This is a genomic window from Ilumatobacteraceae bacterium (assembly GCA_033344875.1).
Taxonomy (GTDB): Bacteria; Actinomycetota; Acidimicrobiia; order Acidimicrobiales; family Ilumatobacteraceae; genus Ilumatobacter.
This window is the reverse complement of record JAWPMO010000001.1, coordinates 4,183,130-4,197,916: the sequence shown is the minus strand read 5'-3', so window position 1 is coordinate 4,197,916 and position 14,787 is coordinate 4,183,130. Positions and strand designations below refer to the sequence as shown.

13 protein-coding genes and 1 pseudogene are annotated in these 14,787 nt (G+C 66.8%); 5 read left to right on the top strand and 9 right to left on the bottom strand.

Annotated features, from left to right (window positions below):
• The 5 genes from betC to R8G01_19975 all read right to left on the bottom strand — a co-directional run bounded on the left by betC (nucleotide 1) and on the right by R8G01_19975 (nucleotide 4,992).
• On the bottom strand, nucleotides 1-1,500 hold the full coding sequence (gene betC / locus R8G01_19995; GenBank protein ID MDW3216282.1) for a choline-sulfatase: 1,500 nt from the start codon (nucleotides 1,498-1,500) through the stop codon (nucleotides 1-3).
• The gene (gene betA / locus R8G01_19990; protein ID MDW3216281.1) at nucleotides 1,497-3,161 is read right to left on the bottom strand and encodes a choline dehydrogenase; all 1,665 of its coding nucleotides are present in this window, start codon (nucleotides 3,159-3,161) and stop codon (nucleotides 1,497-1,499) included. The genes betC and betA overlap by 4 nt, the downstream gene beginning before the upstream one ends.
• 39 nt (nucleotides 3,162-3,200) lie before the next feature.
• Nucleotides 3,201-3,935: an anti-sigma factor gene (locus R8G01_19985; protein MDW3216280.1), complete on the bottom strand. Its 735-nt coding sequence runs from the start codon at nucleotides 3,933-3,935 to the stop codon at nucleotides 3,201-3,203.
• Complete coding sequence (sigK, locus tag R8G01_19980; protein ID MDW3216279.1) at nucleotides 3,932-4,504, bottom strand: ECF RNA polymerase sigma factor SigK; 573 nt, start codon at nucleotides 4,502-4,504, stop codon at nucleotides 3,932-3,934. The genes R8G01_19985 and sigK overlap by 4 nt, the downstream gene beginning before the upstream one ends.
• A gap of 92 nt (nucleotides 4,505-4,596) precedes the next feature.
• The gene (locus tag R8G01_19975) at nucleotides 4,597-4,992 is read right to left on the bottom strand and encodes a plastocyanin/azurin family copper-binding protein (protein MDW3216278.1); all 396 of its coding nucleotides are present in this window, start codon (nucleotides 4,990-4,992) and stop codon (nucleotides 4,597-4,599) included.
• A gap of 228 nt (nucleotides 4,993-5,220) precedes the next feature.
• Between R8G01_19975 and R8G01_19970 the strand changes: the two genes are divergently transcribed.
• A complete protein-coding gene (locus R8G01_19970; protein MDW3216277.1) occupies nucleotides 5,221-6,621 on the top strand; it encodes a hypothetical protein in 1,401 nt (466 codons plus the stop codon).
• 99 nt (nucleotides 6,622-6,720) lie between these two features.
• On the opposite strand, the gene R8G01_19965 is transcribed toward R8G01_19970, so the two are convergent.
• Complete coding sequence (locus tag R8G01_19965; GenBank protein MDW3216276.1) at nucleotides 6,721-6,981, bottom strand: DUF2277 domain-containing protein; 261 nt, start codon at nucleotides 6,979-6,981, stop codon at nucleotides 6,721-6,723.
• Nucleotides 6,982-7,131: 150 nt separating this feature from the next.
• Between R8G01_19965 and R8G01_19960 the strand changes: the two genes are divergently transcribed.
• The 3 genes from R8G01_19960 to bfr are packed head-to-tail and all read left to right on the top strand — an operon-like array spanning nucleotide 7,132 to nucleotide 8,152.
• Nucleotides 7,132-7,479 (top strand): hypothetical protein, encoded by a 348-nt coding sequence (locus tag R8G01_19960; GenBank protein ID MDW3216275.1) that lies wholly within the window; start codon nucleotides 7,132-7,134, stop codon nucleotides 7,477-7,479.
• Nucleotides 7,476-7,661 carry a (2Fe-2S)-binding protein gene (locus R8G01_19955; GenBank protein MDW3216274.1) on the top strand — a complete coding sequence of 62 codons (186 nt, stop codon included), beginning with the start codon at nucleotides 7,476-7,478 and terminating at the stop codon, nucleotides 7,659-7,661. The genes R8G01_19960 and R8G01_19955 overlap by 4 nt, the downstream gene beginning before the upstream one ends.
• Nucleotides 7,662-7,681: 20 nt before the next feature.
• A complete protein-coding gene (gene bfr, locus R8G01_19950) occupies nucleotides 7,682-8,152 on the top strand; it encodes a bacterioferritin (GenBank protein ID MDW3216273.1) in 471 nt (156 codons plus the stop codon).
• 55 nt (nucleotides 8,153-8,207) lie between these two features.
• Here the strand turns inward: bfr and R8G01_19945 are convergent, their stop codons facing one another.
• Together R8G01_19945 and R8G01_19940 are read right to left on the bottom strand one after the other, a co-directional pair.
• Entirely contained in the window at nucleotides 8,208-10,775 is a 2,568-nt protein-coding gene (locus R8G01_19945) for a LuxR C-terminal-related transcriptional regulator (GenBank protein ID MDW3216272.1), read from the bottom strand.
• 710 nt (nucleotides 10,776-11,485) lie between these two features.
• Nucleotides 11,486-12,659: pseudogene (locus tag R8G01_19940) on the bottom strand (IS256 family transposase).
• Between the two features lie 343 nt (nucleotides 12,660-13,002).
• On the opposite strand from R8G01_19940, the gene R8G01_19935 reads away from it, so the two are divergent.
• The gene (locus R8G01_19935) at nucleotides 13,003-13,497 is read left to right on the top strand and encodes a hypothetical protein (protein ID MDW3216271.1); all 495 of its coding nucleotides are present in this window, start codon (nucleotides 13,003-13,005) and stop codon (nucleotides 13,495-13,497) included.
• 572 nt (nucleotides 13,498-14,069) lie between these two features.
• On the opposite strand, the gene R8G01_19930 is transcribed toward R8G01_19935, so the two are convergent.
• Nucleotides 14,070-14,720, bottom strand: a complete 651-nt coding sequence (locus R8G01_19930) for a TetR/AcrR family transcriptional regulator (protein ID MDW3216270.1) — start codon at nucleotides 14,718-14,720, stop codon at nucleotides 14,070-14,072.
• Nucleotides 14,721-14,787 lie beyond the last annotated feature (67 nt).

The following is a 14,787-nucleotide window of genomic DNA, read 5'->3' as shown; positions in this document are numbered from 1 at the left end:
TCAGGCTCGGCGTCCACTCTCGACGTCGTTCAAGTCGAGATGGTTGCGCATGTACTGCTCGGCGGCGTCGGTGGTCGGTTGGAAGTCCCATGCCTGGTAGCGGCCCTGCCGGAGCGCCCGGTCGACGTCGGCGCGGGCGCGCTGGTTGGCGCGGACCTCGCCGTCGATGCGCTCCGGGTCCCATCGTTCGAACACCTCGGCGGTGAACGTCGCCACCGTGTCGGCGTGCTCGCCGACCGGGGCGAGGTTCGTCAGTTCGGCCGGATCGGCATCCACGTCGTACAGCTGCGGCGGGTCGGCCTCCGACCAGACGAACTTCCACCGGTCGCGACGAACCATGAAGATCGGAGCGACCGCGCCCTCGCCGAGGTACTCCCCCACGACCGTGCGGCCCGGCTCGGGGTTCGACACGAACGGCACGAGGCTCGCACCGTCGAACTGTGGTGCTGCAGCGATGCCGGCGAGGTCCATCAGCGTGGGGGCGATGTCGAGCAGGGTTGCCGGCGTCGAGACACGGGCAGGCGCCAACCGCTTCGGAGCGCTGATGACGAGGGGCACACGTGCGCTGTGCTCGAAGAAGTTCATCTTGTACCAGAGGCCGCGCTCGCCGAGCATGTCGCCGTGATCGGCGGTGAACACGACGATCGTGTCGTCGCGCATGTCGTGCCGCGCGAGCGTCGTCAGCAGCTCGCCGATCCAGCGGTCGACGTAGGAGATGTTCGCGAAGTACGCCCGACGAGCGGCTCGGATCTGCTCGTCGGCCACCTCGGTGACGTCGGCCGCGATCACCTTCCGGAGCCGGGCACTGTGCGGATCGACGTCGGCCTCGGCCATCGACGAGGTGGCCGGGAGCGGGATGTCGACACCGTCGTAGAGGTCCCAGAACTCCCGACGGGCGACGTACGGGTCGTGCGGATGGGTGAACGACACGGTGAGGTGCCACGGCCGCTTATCGGTCGTGCGGGCGAGATCGCGCAGCTTGCGAACCGCACGGAAGCCCACCTCGTCGTCGTAGTCGAGCTGGTTCGAGACGTCGGCGACACCGGCGCTCGTGACGCTGTCCAGGTTGTGGAACCACCAGTCGAACCGACCGTCGGGGTCGCCCCAGTTCGGCGTCCACCCGAAGTCGGCCGGGTAGATGTCGGTGGTGAGCCTCTCCTCGAAGCCATGCAGCTGATCGGGCCCGACGAAGTGCATCTTGCCGCTCAGGCAGGTCTGGTAGCCGGCCGCTCGGAGGTAGTGCGCGAAGGTCGGGATGCTCGCCGGGAACTCGGAGGCGTTGTCGTACGCGCCGATCTTCGAGTTCAACTGCCCGCTCATCATCGAGAACCGGGCCGGCGCACACAGCGGGCTGTTGCTGTACGCGGTGTCGAACACCACACCCGACTCGGCGAGCCGGTCGATGTTCGGCGTGATCGCGGTGGCGCCGCCGTAGCACCGCAGGAAAAGCGCGCTCAGCTGATCGGCCATCACGAACAGGATGTTCGGCTGCTCGCTCACGGGGTGTCCTGAGCGACCCAGACGTCGGCGTGGTCGGGTGGCAGCACGCCGTTGCCGAGGATCAGGTCGGCGGCCCGTTCGGCCACCATCATCGTGGGCGCGTAGATGTTGCCGTTGGTCACGATGGGAAGCACCGAGGCGTCGACGACCCGGAGACCCTCGACGCCGTGCACCCGCATCGTCGCCGGGTCGACGACCGACATCTCGTCGGTACCCATCGCGCACGTGCACGACGGGTGGAGCGCGGTCTCGCTGTCGCGGGCGACCCAGTCCATGATCTCCTGGTCGGTCTCGACGTCGGCACCCGGTGAGATCTCGCCGGCGTTGTACGGCTCGAACGCCGGTTGGTTCAGGATCCGACGGGCCGTCCGCACCGCTTCGATCCACTCGCGGCGATCACGCTCGGTCGACAGGTAGTTGAACTGCACCGCCGGGTGCTGCCGCGGGTCGGTCGAGCAGATCTTCACCGTGCCGGTCGAGTCGCTGAACATCGGACCGACGTGGACCTGGTAGCCGTCGCCGGTCGTCATCGGCCCGCTCGGCGCCGATCCGTCGTAGCGGATAGCGATCGGCAGGAAGTGGAACATCAGGTTCGGGTACGGCTCGTCGGGATTGCTCTTCACGAACGCTCCCGCCTCGAAGTGGTTGGTCGCCGCCGGGCCTCGCCGGAACAGCCACTGCAACCCGATCCACGGCATCCGCCACTTGGCGAGATGCTTCTGCATCGACACCGGTTGCTTGCACGCGTACTGGATGTAGACCTCGAGATGATCCTGCATGTTCTCGCCGACGCCGGGCAGGTCGTGCACGACGTCGATGCCGAGCGATTCGAGATGGGAGCGGTCGCCGATGCCCGAGAGTTGGAGCAGCTGCGGCGAGTTGAACGCGCCGCCGCACGAGATGATCTCGGCCCCCCGCACCGTGTGGGTGCGGAGGTTGCGTCGGTACTCCACACCGACGGCCCGCTTGCCCTCGAAGACGACCCGGTTCGCCTGGGCGCGGGTGATCACGGTCAGGTTCGGCCGGTCGAGCACCGGGTGCAGGTAGGCCCGGGCGGCGCTGAGCCGGCGACCGCGCCGGACGTTCTTGTCGAACGGGGCGAACCCCTCCTGACGGAACCCGTTGACGTCGTCGGTGCGACGGAACCCGGCCTGCTCGCCGGCGTCGAGCCAGGCTTGGAACAGCGGGTTGGTCGCCGGGCCGCGTTCGAGTTCGAGCGGGCCGTCGCCGCCGCGCCAGTCGTCGGCACCGGCGAGGCAGGTCTCCATCCGCTTGAAGTACGGCAGGCAGTGTGCGTAGTCCCAGTCGGCCATACCCGGACGCTGCGCCCACTTCTCGTAGTCCATCGGGTTGCCGCGCTGGAAGATCATGCCGTTGATCGAACTCGACCCGCCGAGGACCTTGCCGCGGGCGTGGTACACACGTCGGCCGCCCATGAACGGCTCTGGCTCACTCTCGTACTTCCAGTCGTAGAAGCGACTCCCGATCGGATACGCCAGCGCGGCCGGCATGTGGATGAAGACGTCCCATTTCCAGTCGGTCCGGCCGGCTTCGAGCACGAGGACACGGTGCTCCGGATCGGCGCTCAGGCGGTTCGCGAGGGCACAGCCGGCCGACCCGCCGCCGACGATGATGAAGTCGTACTCAGCAGTTGCAGCCACGCGGCGACGTTACCGCCCATGGGCGACGGCGCCGACGGGTCAGGTCTCGGCGTAGTACAGGATCTCGCCGGTCGGGACGTCGGAACCCGTCTCCGGCTCGATGGTGATCCCCCATGCCTGCGCATCGACGTCGGTGAGGTCGACGGCGTCATCGATCGCTCCGTCGTCGGGGTCGAACAGGCCGGCCGGGATCGGCGTCTCGTCGGCGATCGCCCAGAGCGCGTAACGCAGGCCGGGCTCGAGGTCATCGAGACCCTCACCACGCAGCGCCACCCGATCGAGTTCGGCCGAGTAGGCCACGTCGACCGTGCCACGATCGCCGGCGAGCTGAGCGACGATCGCATCAGAGGCCGATGCGACGTCGTCGTAGTCGCTCCCCCCGCCTTGGCCCGACATGACGACCGCACCCACGATCAGGAGCACGGCAGCGGCGGCTGCGGTCAACATGTTCGCGACCGACAGCTTCCGGCGTCGGCGTTCGGTGAGGCTGACGATCGGGGCAGCGGCGGACTCGACCGGAGCGGACGGTGCCGAGGGCGACGGCGTGGAGACCTGCTCGGTCCGGTCGATCCGGGCGAGCACCTGCTCACGCACCTGGGCCGGCGCGGCGACGCTCGTCGTGTCGGCCAGTTCACCCACGACCTCGGCGAAGTCGGCCAACTCCGCCGGACACGTGTCGCACGAAGGGAGATGTGCCTCGAACGCTGCTCGCTCGTCGTCGTCGAGGGCGTCGAGTGCATAGGCGGCGGCGAGGGAGTGGAGGTCGGTGTTCATGGCGTGACTCCCATGAGGTCTCGGAGACGGATGAGGCCGTCGCGTATTCGCGTCTTGATCGTGCCCTCCGGTACATCCAGCATGACGGCGACCTCGCGGTACGTGTGGCCGCCGTAGAACGCGAGACTCACCGCCTCGCGCTGTGCCTCGGACAGGCGGGCGAGCGCGGCGACCACGGTCGCACGCTCGAAGTTGGCGGTCACCTCGTCGACGACGACGTCGTGTTCGGCCACGATCTGGTTGGCGTCGGCCTCGTCGCGGGCTCGCGCCGACTCCTCGGAGCGGACGCGATCGACGGCCCGCCGGTGTGCGATCGTCGCCGCCCACGCCTTCGGCGATCCCTTCGAGCGGTCGTAGCGAGGCGCCTGCTTCCACAGCTCGAGGAACACGTCTTGGGTCACCTCTTCGGCCATCGCCTGGTTGCGCAGCACTTTCAAGGTGGTGCCGAACACGACGGGGGAGACCTCGTCGTAGAACTCGGCGAAGGCGGCTTGGTCGCCGGATGCAGCGCGTTCGATCGCGCTGAGCGCGGGTCGGGCCAGGTCCCGTTCGGGGACACCAGAAGTCATACCCGCCATCGTCCCACGTCGGGGACGCCGAGCGGCAACACGCTCGATCAGGCCGAACCCGGACGGTGCGGCGTGAACCGACATGATCGCGGTCATTCGACGATCACCACCGCCCGCATCGTGGGGTGGATGCGGCAGAAGTAGGCGTACTCACCCGGCTCGTCGAACGTGAACTCGAACGTCTCGTCCTGACCGAAATCGCCCGAGTCGAACTCGACGGGCGAGTCGTCCCGGGACGTCACCGTGTGATCGAACGCATCGGTGTTGACGAACGTGACCGTCTCTCCCGGGGCGATGCGCAGCTCCAACCGGTCGAAGCGAGAGCTGGAGATCGTCACGACGTTCTCGCCGGTGGGGGCAGCGGTGCCGTCGGCAGCATCGGCAACGCTGCTCGCGGTCGTGGCCGTCGTGACGTCGTCGGATGATGCCCCGCAGGCACCGAGGGTGACCAGTGCGACAGCGATGACGGGGAGGGAGCGAAGGTTCATGTCAGTGGTTCGTCCTGCCCCGACCGCCGGATTGGACCGGTGCGGAGATCGAACGAGGGTGGGTGCGGGGCGGCGGCTGCCGGCCGGCCGGCGCCGAACGCTCCGGACACGTGCCGAACCGAAAAATGTCACCACCGCCCAATCCGGTCCGTCGGGGGTTCCGAATCAGCTGTCGATGGTCCGCTGAAGCGGTCATCTCCGTGAACACACCCCGAAAGGAACCACCCAATGCGACCCCTCACCAAGCACCTCGTGGCCTCTGTTGCCGCTCTCAGCCTCGTGGCCACCGCCTGTGGCGACAACGGCGACGACCCCGTTGCCGACCCGGTCACCACCGAGGCGACCGCCGAGGTCACCGAAGACGCGAACGACATGAGCGACGACATGTCCGATGACATGAGCGACGAGATGTCCGACATGTCCGATGACATGAGCGACGAGATGTCCGACATGAGCGACGACATGTCGGATGACATGTCCGACGATGCGTCGGACGAGATGTCCGACGATGCAGCTCCGACGACCGACGACGGCGCCTCGACGCTGCGGGCCGGGCTGACCAGCCTCCTGCAAGAGCACGTCTACCTCGCCGGCATCACGATCGAGACCGCCGTCGACGCCGGTGGCGACCTCGAGGACCCCACGGTCGGCGCCGCCATCGCAGCGCTCGACGAGAACACCGTGGCGCTGAGCGAAGCCGTCGGCAGCGTCGCCGGCCCGGAGAACGGGGAAGCGTTCCTGGGCCTCTGGCGTGAGCACATCGGCTTCTTCGTCGACTACACGCTCGGCAAGGCGACCGATGACCAGGCCAAGGTCGACCAGGCCCTCACCGACCTGTCGGGCTACCAGCAGGCCGCCGGCGCGTTCTTCGAGGAGATCACCGGCGGAGAGATCCAGGCCGACAACCTGATCGCCGGATTGGACGGCCACATCGCCACCCTGACCGCAGCGATCGACTCGGTCGTCGCCGGCGAGGCGGATGCGTTCGACAACCTCCGCGAGGCAGCGCAGCACATGTTCGGTGCAGCACTCCTGCTGTCGACCGGTATCTCGAACGCCGTCCCGGAGATGTTCCCCGGTGACGTCACGAGCGGCCCGGCCGAGACCCGCGCGGTGCTGACGAACCTGCTCCAGGAGCACGTCTACCTCGCCGGCATCACCATCGAGCAGGCCGTCGAAGCCGGCGGCGACATGGAAGCCCCGGCCGTGCAGGCCGCAGCTGCCACGCTCGACGCCAACTCGGTCGCTCTGTCCGAGGTCATCGGCTCCGTTGCCGGTCCGGACAACGCCGAGGCGTTCCTCGGCCTGTGGCGTGAGCACATCGGCTTCTTCGTCGACTACACACTCGGCGCCGCCACCGGCGACGACGCCATGAAGGAGCAGGCGCTCACCGACCTGTCGGGTTACCAGCAGGCCGCCGGAGCGTTCTTCGAGGAGATCACCGCCGGTGAGCTCCCCGCCGACGCCCTGGTCATGAACCTGGACATGCACATCTCGACCCTGACCGCGACGATCGACTCCCTCGTCGCCGGCGACGGCCAGGTCTTCGACCTGCTGCGTGACGCTGCCCAGCACATGCCGTCCTCGGCGCTGGCCATCTCCACCGCAGTCGTGGCCGCCACGAGCTGATCGGGACCACAACACGCTCATCTCGACGAGGTGACGGAACGAGCCCGGGGTGTCATCGACACCCCGGGCTCGTTCGCGTCATGGGCGACGTGGCAATCGCTACGTGACGGCCCTGGCTCGCGCGATCCTGCGCAATGGCGGTTCGGACTTCGGCGGCACCTTGCGGGGAGGGAGCAAGGTCAGCAGCTCCTCGGTGGCCGCGGTCACGATCTCGACCGCGCGCTCGAATGCCTCCGCTGTCGAGTCCGAGGTCTTCTGGACGCCGCTCACCTTGCGGACGTATTGGCGCGCCGCCGCCTCGATCTCGTCGGGCGTCGCGGAGGGTTCGAGTCCACGCAGGGTGGTGATGTTCCGGCACATGTGCACCACGGTACGGGTCGCCGGACGCCCTGTCGATGGCTGGCCGCACCGTTCAGGCAAACTTATCAATCTTTAGACTTGCCGAGACCCGTTAGGTCGGGTTAACATCCATGTCCAGCCCGTCCTACCGTTCGACCGGAAGAGTCCCCGATGAGTTCGATGCGTCAACAGCCCAGCGCAGCACCGCTCGCACGAGCGTGGGCCACCGTCGCCGTCGGCGACGCACCGGCACGATTCGAGCTGTGCTCATCCGCCGGGCGACGGACCGTCGATACCCGACCCGACTTCGAGATGGCGTCCAAATGGACCCGAGCGCTCAAGCGGGTGCATCACGTCGAGATCCACGAACCGCACGACGATGCCGGTTGGACGGCGTGGATCCACGGAACCGGCCACCGGACCCCGACGACTCGCCGCATCTCGGTGTCGACCGCGGTGGCCCTCGGCCTGCGTCACGTGCCGCTCGTCCTCGCACTCGACGGGACCCCGGCGCGATGATCATCTGTCATTGCGAACGAGTCTCCGATCGGGCGGTCCGTAACGCCGTGATGGCGGGGGCGGGCAGCTGCGTCGAGGTCGCCGACCGCTGTGGCGCCGGCGGACGATGCGGCGGCTGCCACGAATCGATCCAGCGCGTGCTCGACGAATCGGTCACCCCGGTCCGTCTGGCGGTCGCCTGATCGTCCGGTAGGTTCGCCTCATGCAAGGTTCCCCAGCGATGCTCGAGTTCCTCAACGAAGCCCTGACCGCCGAACTGACGGCGATCAACCAGTATTTCGCCCATTCGAAGCTCTGCGAGAACTGGGGCTGGCAACGACTCGCCAAGAAGTATCGGGAGGAGTCGTTCGAGGAGATGCGCGACGCCGAACTCCTGATCGACCGGATCCTGCTCCTCGACGGAATGCCGAACCTGCAACGGCTCGGCAGCGTGCGCATCGGTGAAACCGTTCGCGAGCAGCTCGACGTCGATCGCGTGCTCGAGGTCGATGCGATCGACCGCTACCGCCGCGGCGTCGCGCTCGCGGTCGACGAGGGCGACCCCGGCACCCGCGAGCTGCTCGAACGGCTCGTCATCGGCGAGGAGTCGCACCTCGACTGGATCGACACACAGATCACGATGATCGACGACATCGGCATCGAGCTGTACACACAGTCCCAGATCCGCGAATAGCCCAGGTCGTCACCCGAGAGGTTCGATCACCCGATGTCGCCGGCGTCCTTCGAGATCAACTGTCGTCGGGGTCGGTCGCGAAGTAGTCGGCGAGGTCGGCGCGCCCGTCCAGCCCGAGCTTGCGGTACGTCGATCCGAGGTGGTTGTCGACGGTGCGGACGGAGATGAACTGACGCTCCGCGATCTCGCGGCTCGTCCAACCCTCGGCGGCTTCGGCCGCGACCTGCCACTCGCGTTCACCCACGAGCGTCGGTCTGGCTCGGAGCGCCGGCGTTTCCGCGCCGTCACAGCGCGATTCCCACGTCATCGAGATCGCCGCCGCGCGAGCCGCTTCGATCGGTTCACCACACTCGTGAAGGAGCCGTCCGAGCTGCGCTGCGACCTCGGCCGCGAGTAGCGGGCACCGGTGCTGCCCGAACGTCTCGACGAGTGACGCCAGCCCCTCGGCGGAACGATCGGCCAGCGCGCGAGCGTGTCGGGCGAGCGAGCCGATGAACCCTGCGCCCGACGACGCGGACGCCGCCTCCAGCGCGTCGACCACCAGGTGGGGGCGATCGAACCGCACCGCGTCGTGGAGTGCCATCGCTCCCCAGGCGAGGTGCTGTGCACCGACGGCGACCGAGCCGGCAGCGACCGCTCGCTCCGAGGCGTCGTCGAGGTCACCGGCGGCGGCGATCGACCATGCGTCGGCTCGTCCGGCCCACACCGCGACACGGACGTCGGGATTCGGGCCGCCCGCGGGAGGCGTCGACCGGCGACCTGCGATCGCTTCACACCATCGCTCCATGGTCGCCGCCTGATCGACCAGTGCGAACGGATCGGCGACGAGCGCCGCCTCGTGCGCAGCGCGCGCGGCCTCGGTCGCGGCAGGGATGCGCCCCTGCTGAGCGAGCGCGATGGCGAGCGTGCCCAACCACGGTGCGCGCGTCGGCTCGTCGGCGTCCATCGAGTCGAGTTCGTCGGACACGAGCGACACGGCGTCGGCGAACTGGCCCGCCGCCATCATCGCGTGCGCCTGCATGATGAGCATCTGGGCCCGGGCGAACGGCAGCTGGTCGCGCGTGGCCGACGCGGACTCCACCCCGGCGGCCACGAGATCGTCGAACCCCTCGCACCGGCCGAGCATCGCGTTGGCGAGCGTGAGGCTCACGTACGCCGAGGTCCGTGTCCGTTCGCCCGCCGATGACGCGAGCGCCGCCTCGGAGGCCTGGATCGCCAACTGGAAGTCACCGGTGAGGCCGGCGACGACGCCGCGTTCGGCGTCGAGTCGACTCCGCAGCGAGCCGTCGGCGACCTGCCCGGCGACGAGCGCGAGGTGTTCGATCGCGAGATCGGCGCGCCCCAACCCGAAAGCGAGGTTGAACGACCGTGCGGACGCGAGCTCCGTCGCGACGGTGTCGTCGGACGGTACCGACGCGGCGAAGACTGCCTCGGCCTCGGCGGGTCGGCCCTGGAGCGCCATGGCCCGACCGAGAGGAATCGCGACGTCGGGTGACGGCGGCTCCGTGCGGAGCGGCTCGAGGAGGGCCTCGGCGAGCGCCGGGTCGTGGCGACCGAGCGCGATCGACGCTCCGGCGATCGCCACGGCGGGGTCGTCGATCGTGCCGCTGCGAAGTTGCCAGACGGCCACCCGCAGCCGGTCGATCAAGTGGTCGAATCCCGCAGTGGCTCGGGCCACGCGCCCGTAGGCATCCCGTCGCCGTCGGTCGGCCGTGTGCGCGACCAGGATCTCGCCGTGGATCGGGTGCGCGGGGCGTACGGTGGCGTCGTCTCCCGACCCGGTCACCGATACGAGCCCGTCGTGCTCCAACGACGCGAGGACGTCGCGACCCAGCGCCGCTTCGATGATCGCGTAGGGAGCGGGCGCGGAGACGGCGACCACCTCGAGCGCCGCTCGCCGGCCGTCGTCGACCCGGGACATCCGCTCACGAACGAGGTCGGTGAGCCGATGGGGCACCAGCATGCCCACGCGGGTCCAGTACCCGTCGGAGTCCGGTTCGAACCGCCCCTCCGGATGTTCGATCAACTCTCGCACCAGCAGCGGATTCCCCTGCGTGGCCTGCCACAGCTCGGCTTCGAGGTCGGCATGGACCGGTCCGAGCGAGACGCGCAGGACCTCGGCGGTCGCCGCTCGATCGAGCGGACCCAGCTCCACCCGTTCGACACGGGGGTGCCGCGTGATCGCCAGCACCCCAGCACTCGCACCGTCGCCCGTGCGCACGGTCATGGCCACCCGCGCCCAGGGCTGGGTCAGGAGCAGCCCGACCAGGTTCAGTGAGGCATCGTCGAGCAGGTGGGCGTCATCGATCGCCACCATGACGCCGTCACGAGCGCTGCGCCGCTCGAGTTCGCCCAGTACCGACCGGAGCATCGCGGTCGGGTCGGCCGACGGTGTCGCCGGGAGCAGGCCGGCGAACGGGCTGAGCGGGATCGCCGCGGTCGAGTCCGTGGCGTGCGCCCAGATCACCGATCGGCTCGGCAGTTCGAGCCGGGAGATCGCCTCGGACAGCAGCGTCGACTTGCCGACACCGATCGGTCCGTGGACGACGAGCGCCGAGCCGCCCACCAGCGATCTGCAGACGTGATCGAGTTCCCTGTGACGCGACAGGAGTGGCCAACCCATCGGATCGACCTTAGGGCGCACCACCCGTGCAACCGCGGCCCAGCGCAGAACGGGCCGTGCGGGCGGCCCGCACGTGCGACGCCGATACGTGCCCCAGGCAGGGATCGAACCTGCGACTCACGGTTTAGGAAACGCCCCGGACGGGTCCAGCTGGTGTCGCCTCGTGTTGGCTCGTAGTGATCTACCAGGGGAAACGCCGATTCGCCGTCCATCTCGTGTTGTCTTGTGACGAGTGATTCTGCGCCGTCCGTTACCACGGCGTTACCACGAAAGGCTCTGTCGAGGCTGTGTGACGGTGATGTTTGGATCGGCGTGGTGGTGGGTAGGGGGCTGGGGCGTCAGTGAGCGAGTGAGAGGTAGGCGTCATGGTTGAGCGGTGTGGTGTTGGGGCGGGGCTTGGCCGTGTGTTGTTGGCGGTGGGTGTGTTGTTGCCGTGGTCGGTGACGGGTGGTGAGGTGTCGGCGGTGTCGTTGGCGGATTCGGAGCCGGTCAAGTGCCGTGGGGTGGTGTGCGAGGCGTCGGTGTCGACGGTCATCTCGTCAGCCGTGAGCTGATTTGTGTTGCTCGGCTCGGCGGTCATTGAACGCGTTTCAGGCTCTGGTGTCAAGCACCTCCTTCAAGAAGTTTCGTGGTCGGTGTGGGGGCGTGCGCGTCTGCCCGGTCGCCGCCGATTCGCGTGACCGGTGACCGGCAGTTGGGATCGGGTTCGTTCAGCCAGCGGCGGCTTCGAGCTCGGCGGGTTCGTCGTGGTTCACCTCCTCGGTGTGGCGGGGCTTGGCGAGCGATTCGGCGGACATGTAGCGCCGGGCGATCGCCCATTCATCGGTCTGCTCGGCGAGCAGCGCTCCGACGAGGCGGATCACAGCAGCCCTGTTCGGGAAGATGCCGACGACGTCGGTGCGCCGGCGGATCTCCTTGTTCAGCCGCTCCTGGGGGTTGTTGGAGCGGATCTTGGGCCAGTGCTCGACCGGGAACGCCGTGAACGCCAAGATCTCATCGGCGGCGTCGTGGACCTTGTCGGCGATCTCGGCGAAGCCGGCGCCATGCAACTTGTTGACGACGTCGTAGAGCTGCGACCAGGTCGAGTCACGGTCGGGTTGCTCGAAGATCGACCGCACCAGCGTGGCGACCATCGGCCACGACGCCTTGGGGCACTTCGTCGCCAAGTTCGCCATGAAATGGGTGCGGCAACGCTGCCACGACGCCTCGGCCAGCACCTGGCCGATCGCGGCCTTGATGCCACCGTGAGCATCGGAAATCACCAGCTCGACCCCGGACAGGCCTCGGGCAACCAACGAACGCAGGAACTCGGTCCACGACGCCGTCGACTCGGTCGTCACGATGTCGAACCCGATGATCTCGCGGCGCCCCTCGTTGTTCACCGCGGTCGCGATCACCGCGGAGACGTTCACGACCCGGCCACCCTCACGCACCTTCTGCGTCAGGGCGTCGATCCACACATACCGATACGGGCCGGCGTCCAAGGGTCGGTTGCGGAACTCGGCCACCTTCGCATCCAGCGTGGCGGCCAACCGCGAGACCTGCGACGGCGACATCCCATCGATCCCCATCGCTCGCACCAGATCATCGACCCGGCGCGTCGAGACCCCCTCGACGTAGCACTGCGCCACCACCGACGCGAGAGCTTGTTCAGCGCGGCGGCGATGCTCCAACAGCCACACCGGGTAGTAGCTGCCCTCACGCACCTTTCGGGACCGCCAAATCGATCGTGCCGACCCTGGTGTCCCAATCGCGATGCCGATAGCCGTTGCGGCTGTTCGTGCGCTCGTCGGTGCGTTCGTTGTACGCGGCGCTGCACTGAGCCGACGCCTCGGCCGACATCAACGCCTGCACGAACGCCGCCAACATGTCACGCGCCAGGTCCTGGTCGCCGTCATCGGCCTCGAGATAGTTGCGCAGCCAGCCAGCCGCGTCGATAGTGGTAGGGACGGTCATCGTGTCTTCTCCTCAAGTAGTCGTTGAACTGTCTTCTTGAGACTGACGCGATGGCCGTCATCACCGGTGGACCCTCACCAGGTCACCGCCCGGTCGTACACCACTCCCTGGCACTCAACTGGTCACAAGGCCAACTTCTGCACGTGAGACGCAGACGGCGAACGTTGTGGCCGGCCTTACTTGGGCTGACCACATTGGCTATTCACGTGTTGGATGTGTAGTAGCGCACCATCTGACACTGACTACTGACAAACGCGCCATACTTGTCACCATGGAAGACGAGACGATGAAGCCGCCCGTAGGAGCAAGTGTTTGGGAGAGCGAGTTGTTTTCGTATCTCATCGATCACACCAAGAACGAAGGCAAAATCCTGGAAGAGTACGTCAGCGTCGCCGAGACTACAGATTCTAAAGCGTTGGCATATCTGATAAATCTCTTGGTTGAGGACGAGCGCCGTCACCACCGCTATTTCACGGAATTGGCGTCCTCGCTGAAAACGGAGGCTGAACTTACCCGGGCTGATCCAGTGATACCGCGTCTCGACCTAGATCAGGTTGACTCAGCCGATTTACTCGAAGTAACCCACCGGCTGCTCAAACACGAACGTGCGGACGCCAAAGAACTTAAGCGACTCCAGAAGGAGTTGCATGATCTCCAGCACACGACGTTGTGGGTCATCTTGGTGGAGATCATGAAACATGACACCGACAAACACATCGCAATCCTTAAGTTCGTTGCGGATAACGCCCGACCCAAGCGGAGGTAGATCGCCAGAACGAGCGATCGCAGCGGGTTAAGGGGTTCTGCGCGCTTCAGGGTTGCGTCGTGGGTCGTGGAGCTCATTTGGGCTAGGAGCCACAGAGCAGGCAGCGGACTCGGTGCTGTCGGAGGTCGACGAGCTCGAACGACGTGCTACAAGCGCTTGGACAAGGTGGTCGGCCCATCGGCGACGTGGGCGCGATGCTAAGGCGGATCTGATCGGCTCACTTCGCGATGCTGCGTCCGAGGCGACGGACCTCGGCTGGGGACCAGCGACCGGTCGGCCACTTGCGCCGACGCCGATCACGCACCCCTCGGCAGGCCCAGTGAGCCACGCTCGCATAGTCGTAGCATCATTGGCTCATCGAGGCTCGATGCCTTCGATATCACCGAGAATCAAAGAGCCACTCTGCGCCGGAAGAGGAAACTACTCAAGCAGCCCGCTCCACCTCAAACGTCGCTCGGATTCAGGTTCACAGCGTCGGTAGGTCATGGTCCGGGTTTGCTCGTCGACCGCGTTCCGGTCGGTGGCGTTCAATGCGTACAGGCCGGGCAGGGTCGGAGATCAACCCGTTCTCATCAATCGTCCTCGGTCCGGTCCCTGACATCGGAGAAGATCAGAGCGACACATATGTCGGCGAAGGCCTCTGGGTCGTCTCGGTCGGGATCGAACCATTTATACGACCAGTTGGTCATGCCGAGCAGGATGTCCGCAAGCGTCCGTGGGTCCGCGTCAGGTAGGAGCCCTGCATTGCGCGCTGATTGAGCGGCGTCGGCAAAGGCGCGAACGTACGCACGTTCCTTCGCCAATATTTCACTGTAATGAACAGCATTGAGGCTCGGGCGCTGGTCGAAAAAGACCGTGAACAAGGATGGCTCACTGGCGACACGGACCGCCTGGTGGCGAATGAGGGCTTCGAGTCGTTCTCTCGGGTCCTCGATCATCGCAATCGATGCGATGCGCTGGAGGGCATCGTCGATCGCTCGTTCGAAGATGAGATGAAGCAGAGCACTCTTGCTCTCGAAATAGTAATACAGGCTGGCCTTTCGCAGGCCGAGTTCCTTCGCCACATCCTCGAGCGAACCAGCTTCATAACCTTTCTGGCGGAATACCTCCGTCGCTACGGCGACAATCTCGTCAAGGCGCGCCCGATACTCTGGGCTGGGTTCGGCATGACGCGGTCGTCCACGACGGCGTAGCGAAGCATCGAGATTCCGATTTTGATCCATGGCAGGTCGCTCTCTCCGGTTGCTCCGACACTGGCCACGCCACTAGAGCGATCGCCCATCAACCGCG

What these genes read in the sequence shown, in the direction of transcription:
- sigK (MDW3216279.1), bottom strand. Translation starts at nt 4,504, where the DNA reads ATGACTTCTGGTGTCCCCGAACGGGACCTGGCCCGACCCGCGCTCAGC.
- R8G01_19985 (MDW3216280.1), bottom strand. Translation starts at nt 3,935, where the DNA reads ATGAACACCGACCTCCACTCCCTCGCCGCCGCCTATGCACTCGACGCC.
- R8G01_19965 (MDW3216276.1), bottom strand. Translation starts at nt 6,981, where the DNA reads ATGTGCCGGAACATCACCACCCTGCGTGGACTCGAACCCTCCGCGACG.
- R8G01_19930 (MDW3216270.1), bottom strand. Translation starts at nt 14,720, where the DNA reads ATGGATCAAAATCGGAATCTCGATGCTTCGCTACGCCGTCGTGGACGA.
- bfr (MDW3216273.1), top strand. Translation starts at nt 7,682, where the DNA reads ATGCAAGGTTCCCCAGCGATGCTCGAGTTCCTCAACGAAGCCCTGACC.
- R8G01_19945 (MDW3216272.1), bottom strand. Translation starts at nt 10,775, where the DNA reads ATGGGTTGGCCACTCCTGTCGCGTCACAGGGAACTCGATCACGTCTGC.
- R8G01_19975 (MDW3216278.1), bottom strand. Translation starts at nt 4,992, where the DNA reads ATGAACCTTCGCTCCCTCCCCGTCATCGCTGTCGCACTGGTCACCCTC.
- R8G01_19970 (MDW3216277.1), top strand. Translation starts at nt 5,221, where the DNA reads ATGCGACCCCTCACCAAGCACCTCGTGGCCTCTGTTGCCGCTCTCAGC.
- R8G01_19955 (MDW3216274.1), top strand. Translation starts at nt 7,476, where the DNA reads ATGATCATCTGTCATTGCGAACGAGTCTCCGATCGGGCGGTCCGTAAC.
- R8G01_19960 (MDW3216275.1), top strand. Translation starts at nt 7,132, where the DNA reads ATGAGTTCGATGCGTCAACAGCCCAGCGCAGCACCGCTCGCACGAGCG.
- R8G01_19935 (MDW3216271.1), top strand. Translation starts at nt 13,003, where the DNA reads ATGGAAGACGAGACGATGAAGCCGCCCGTAGGAGCAAGTGTTTGGGAG.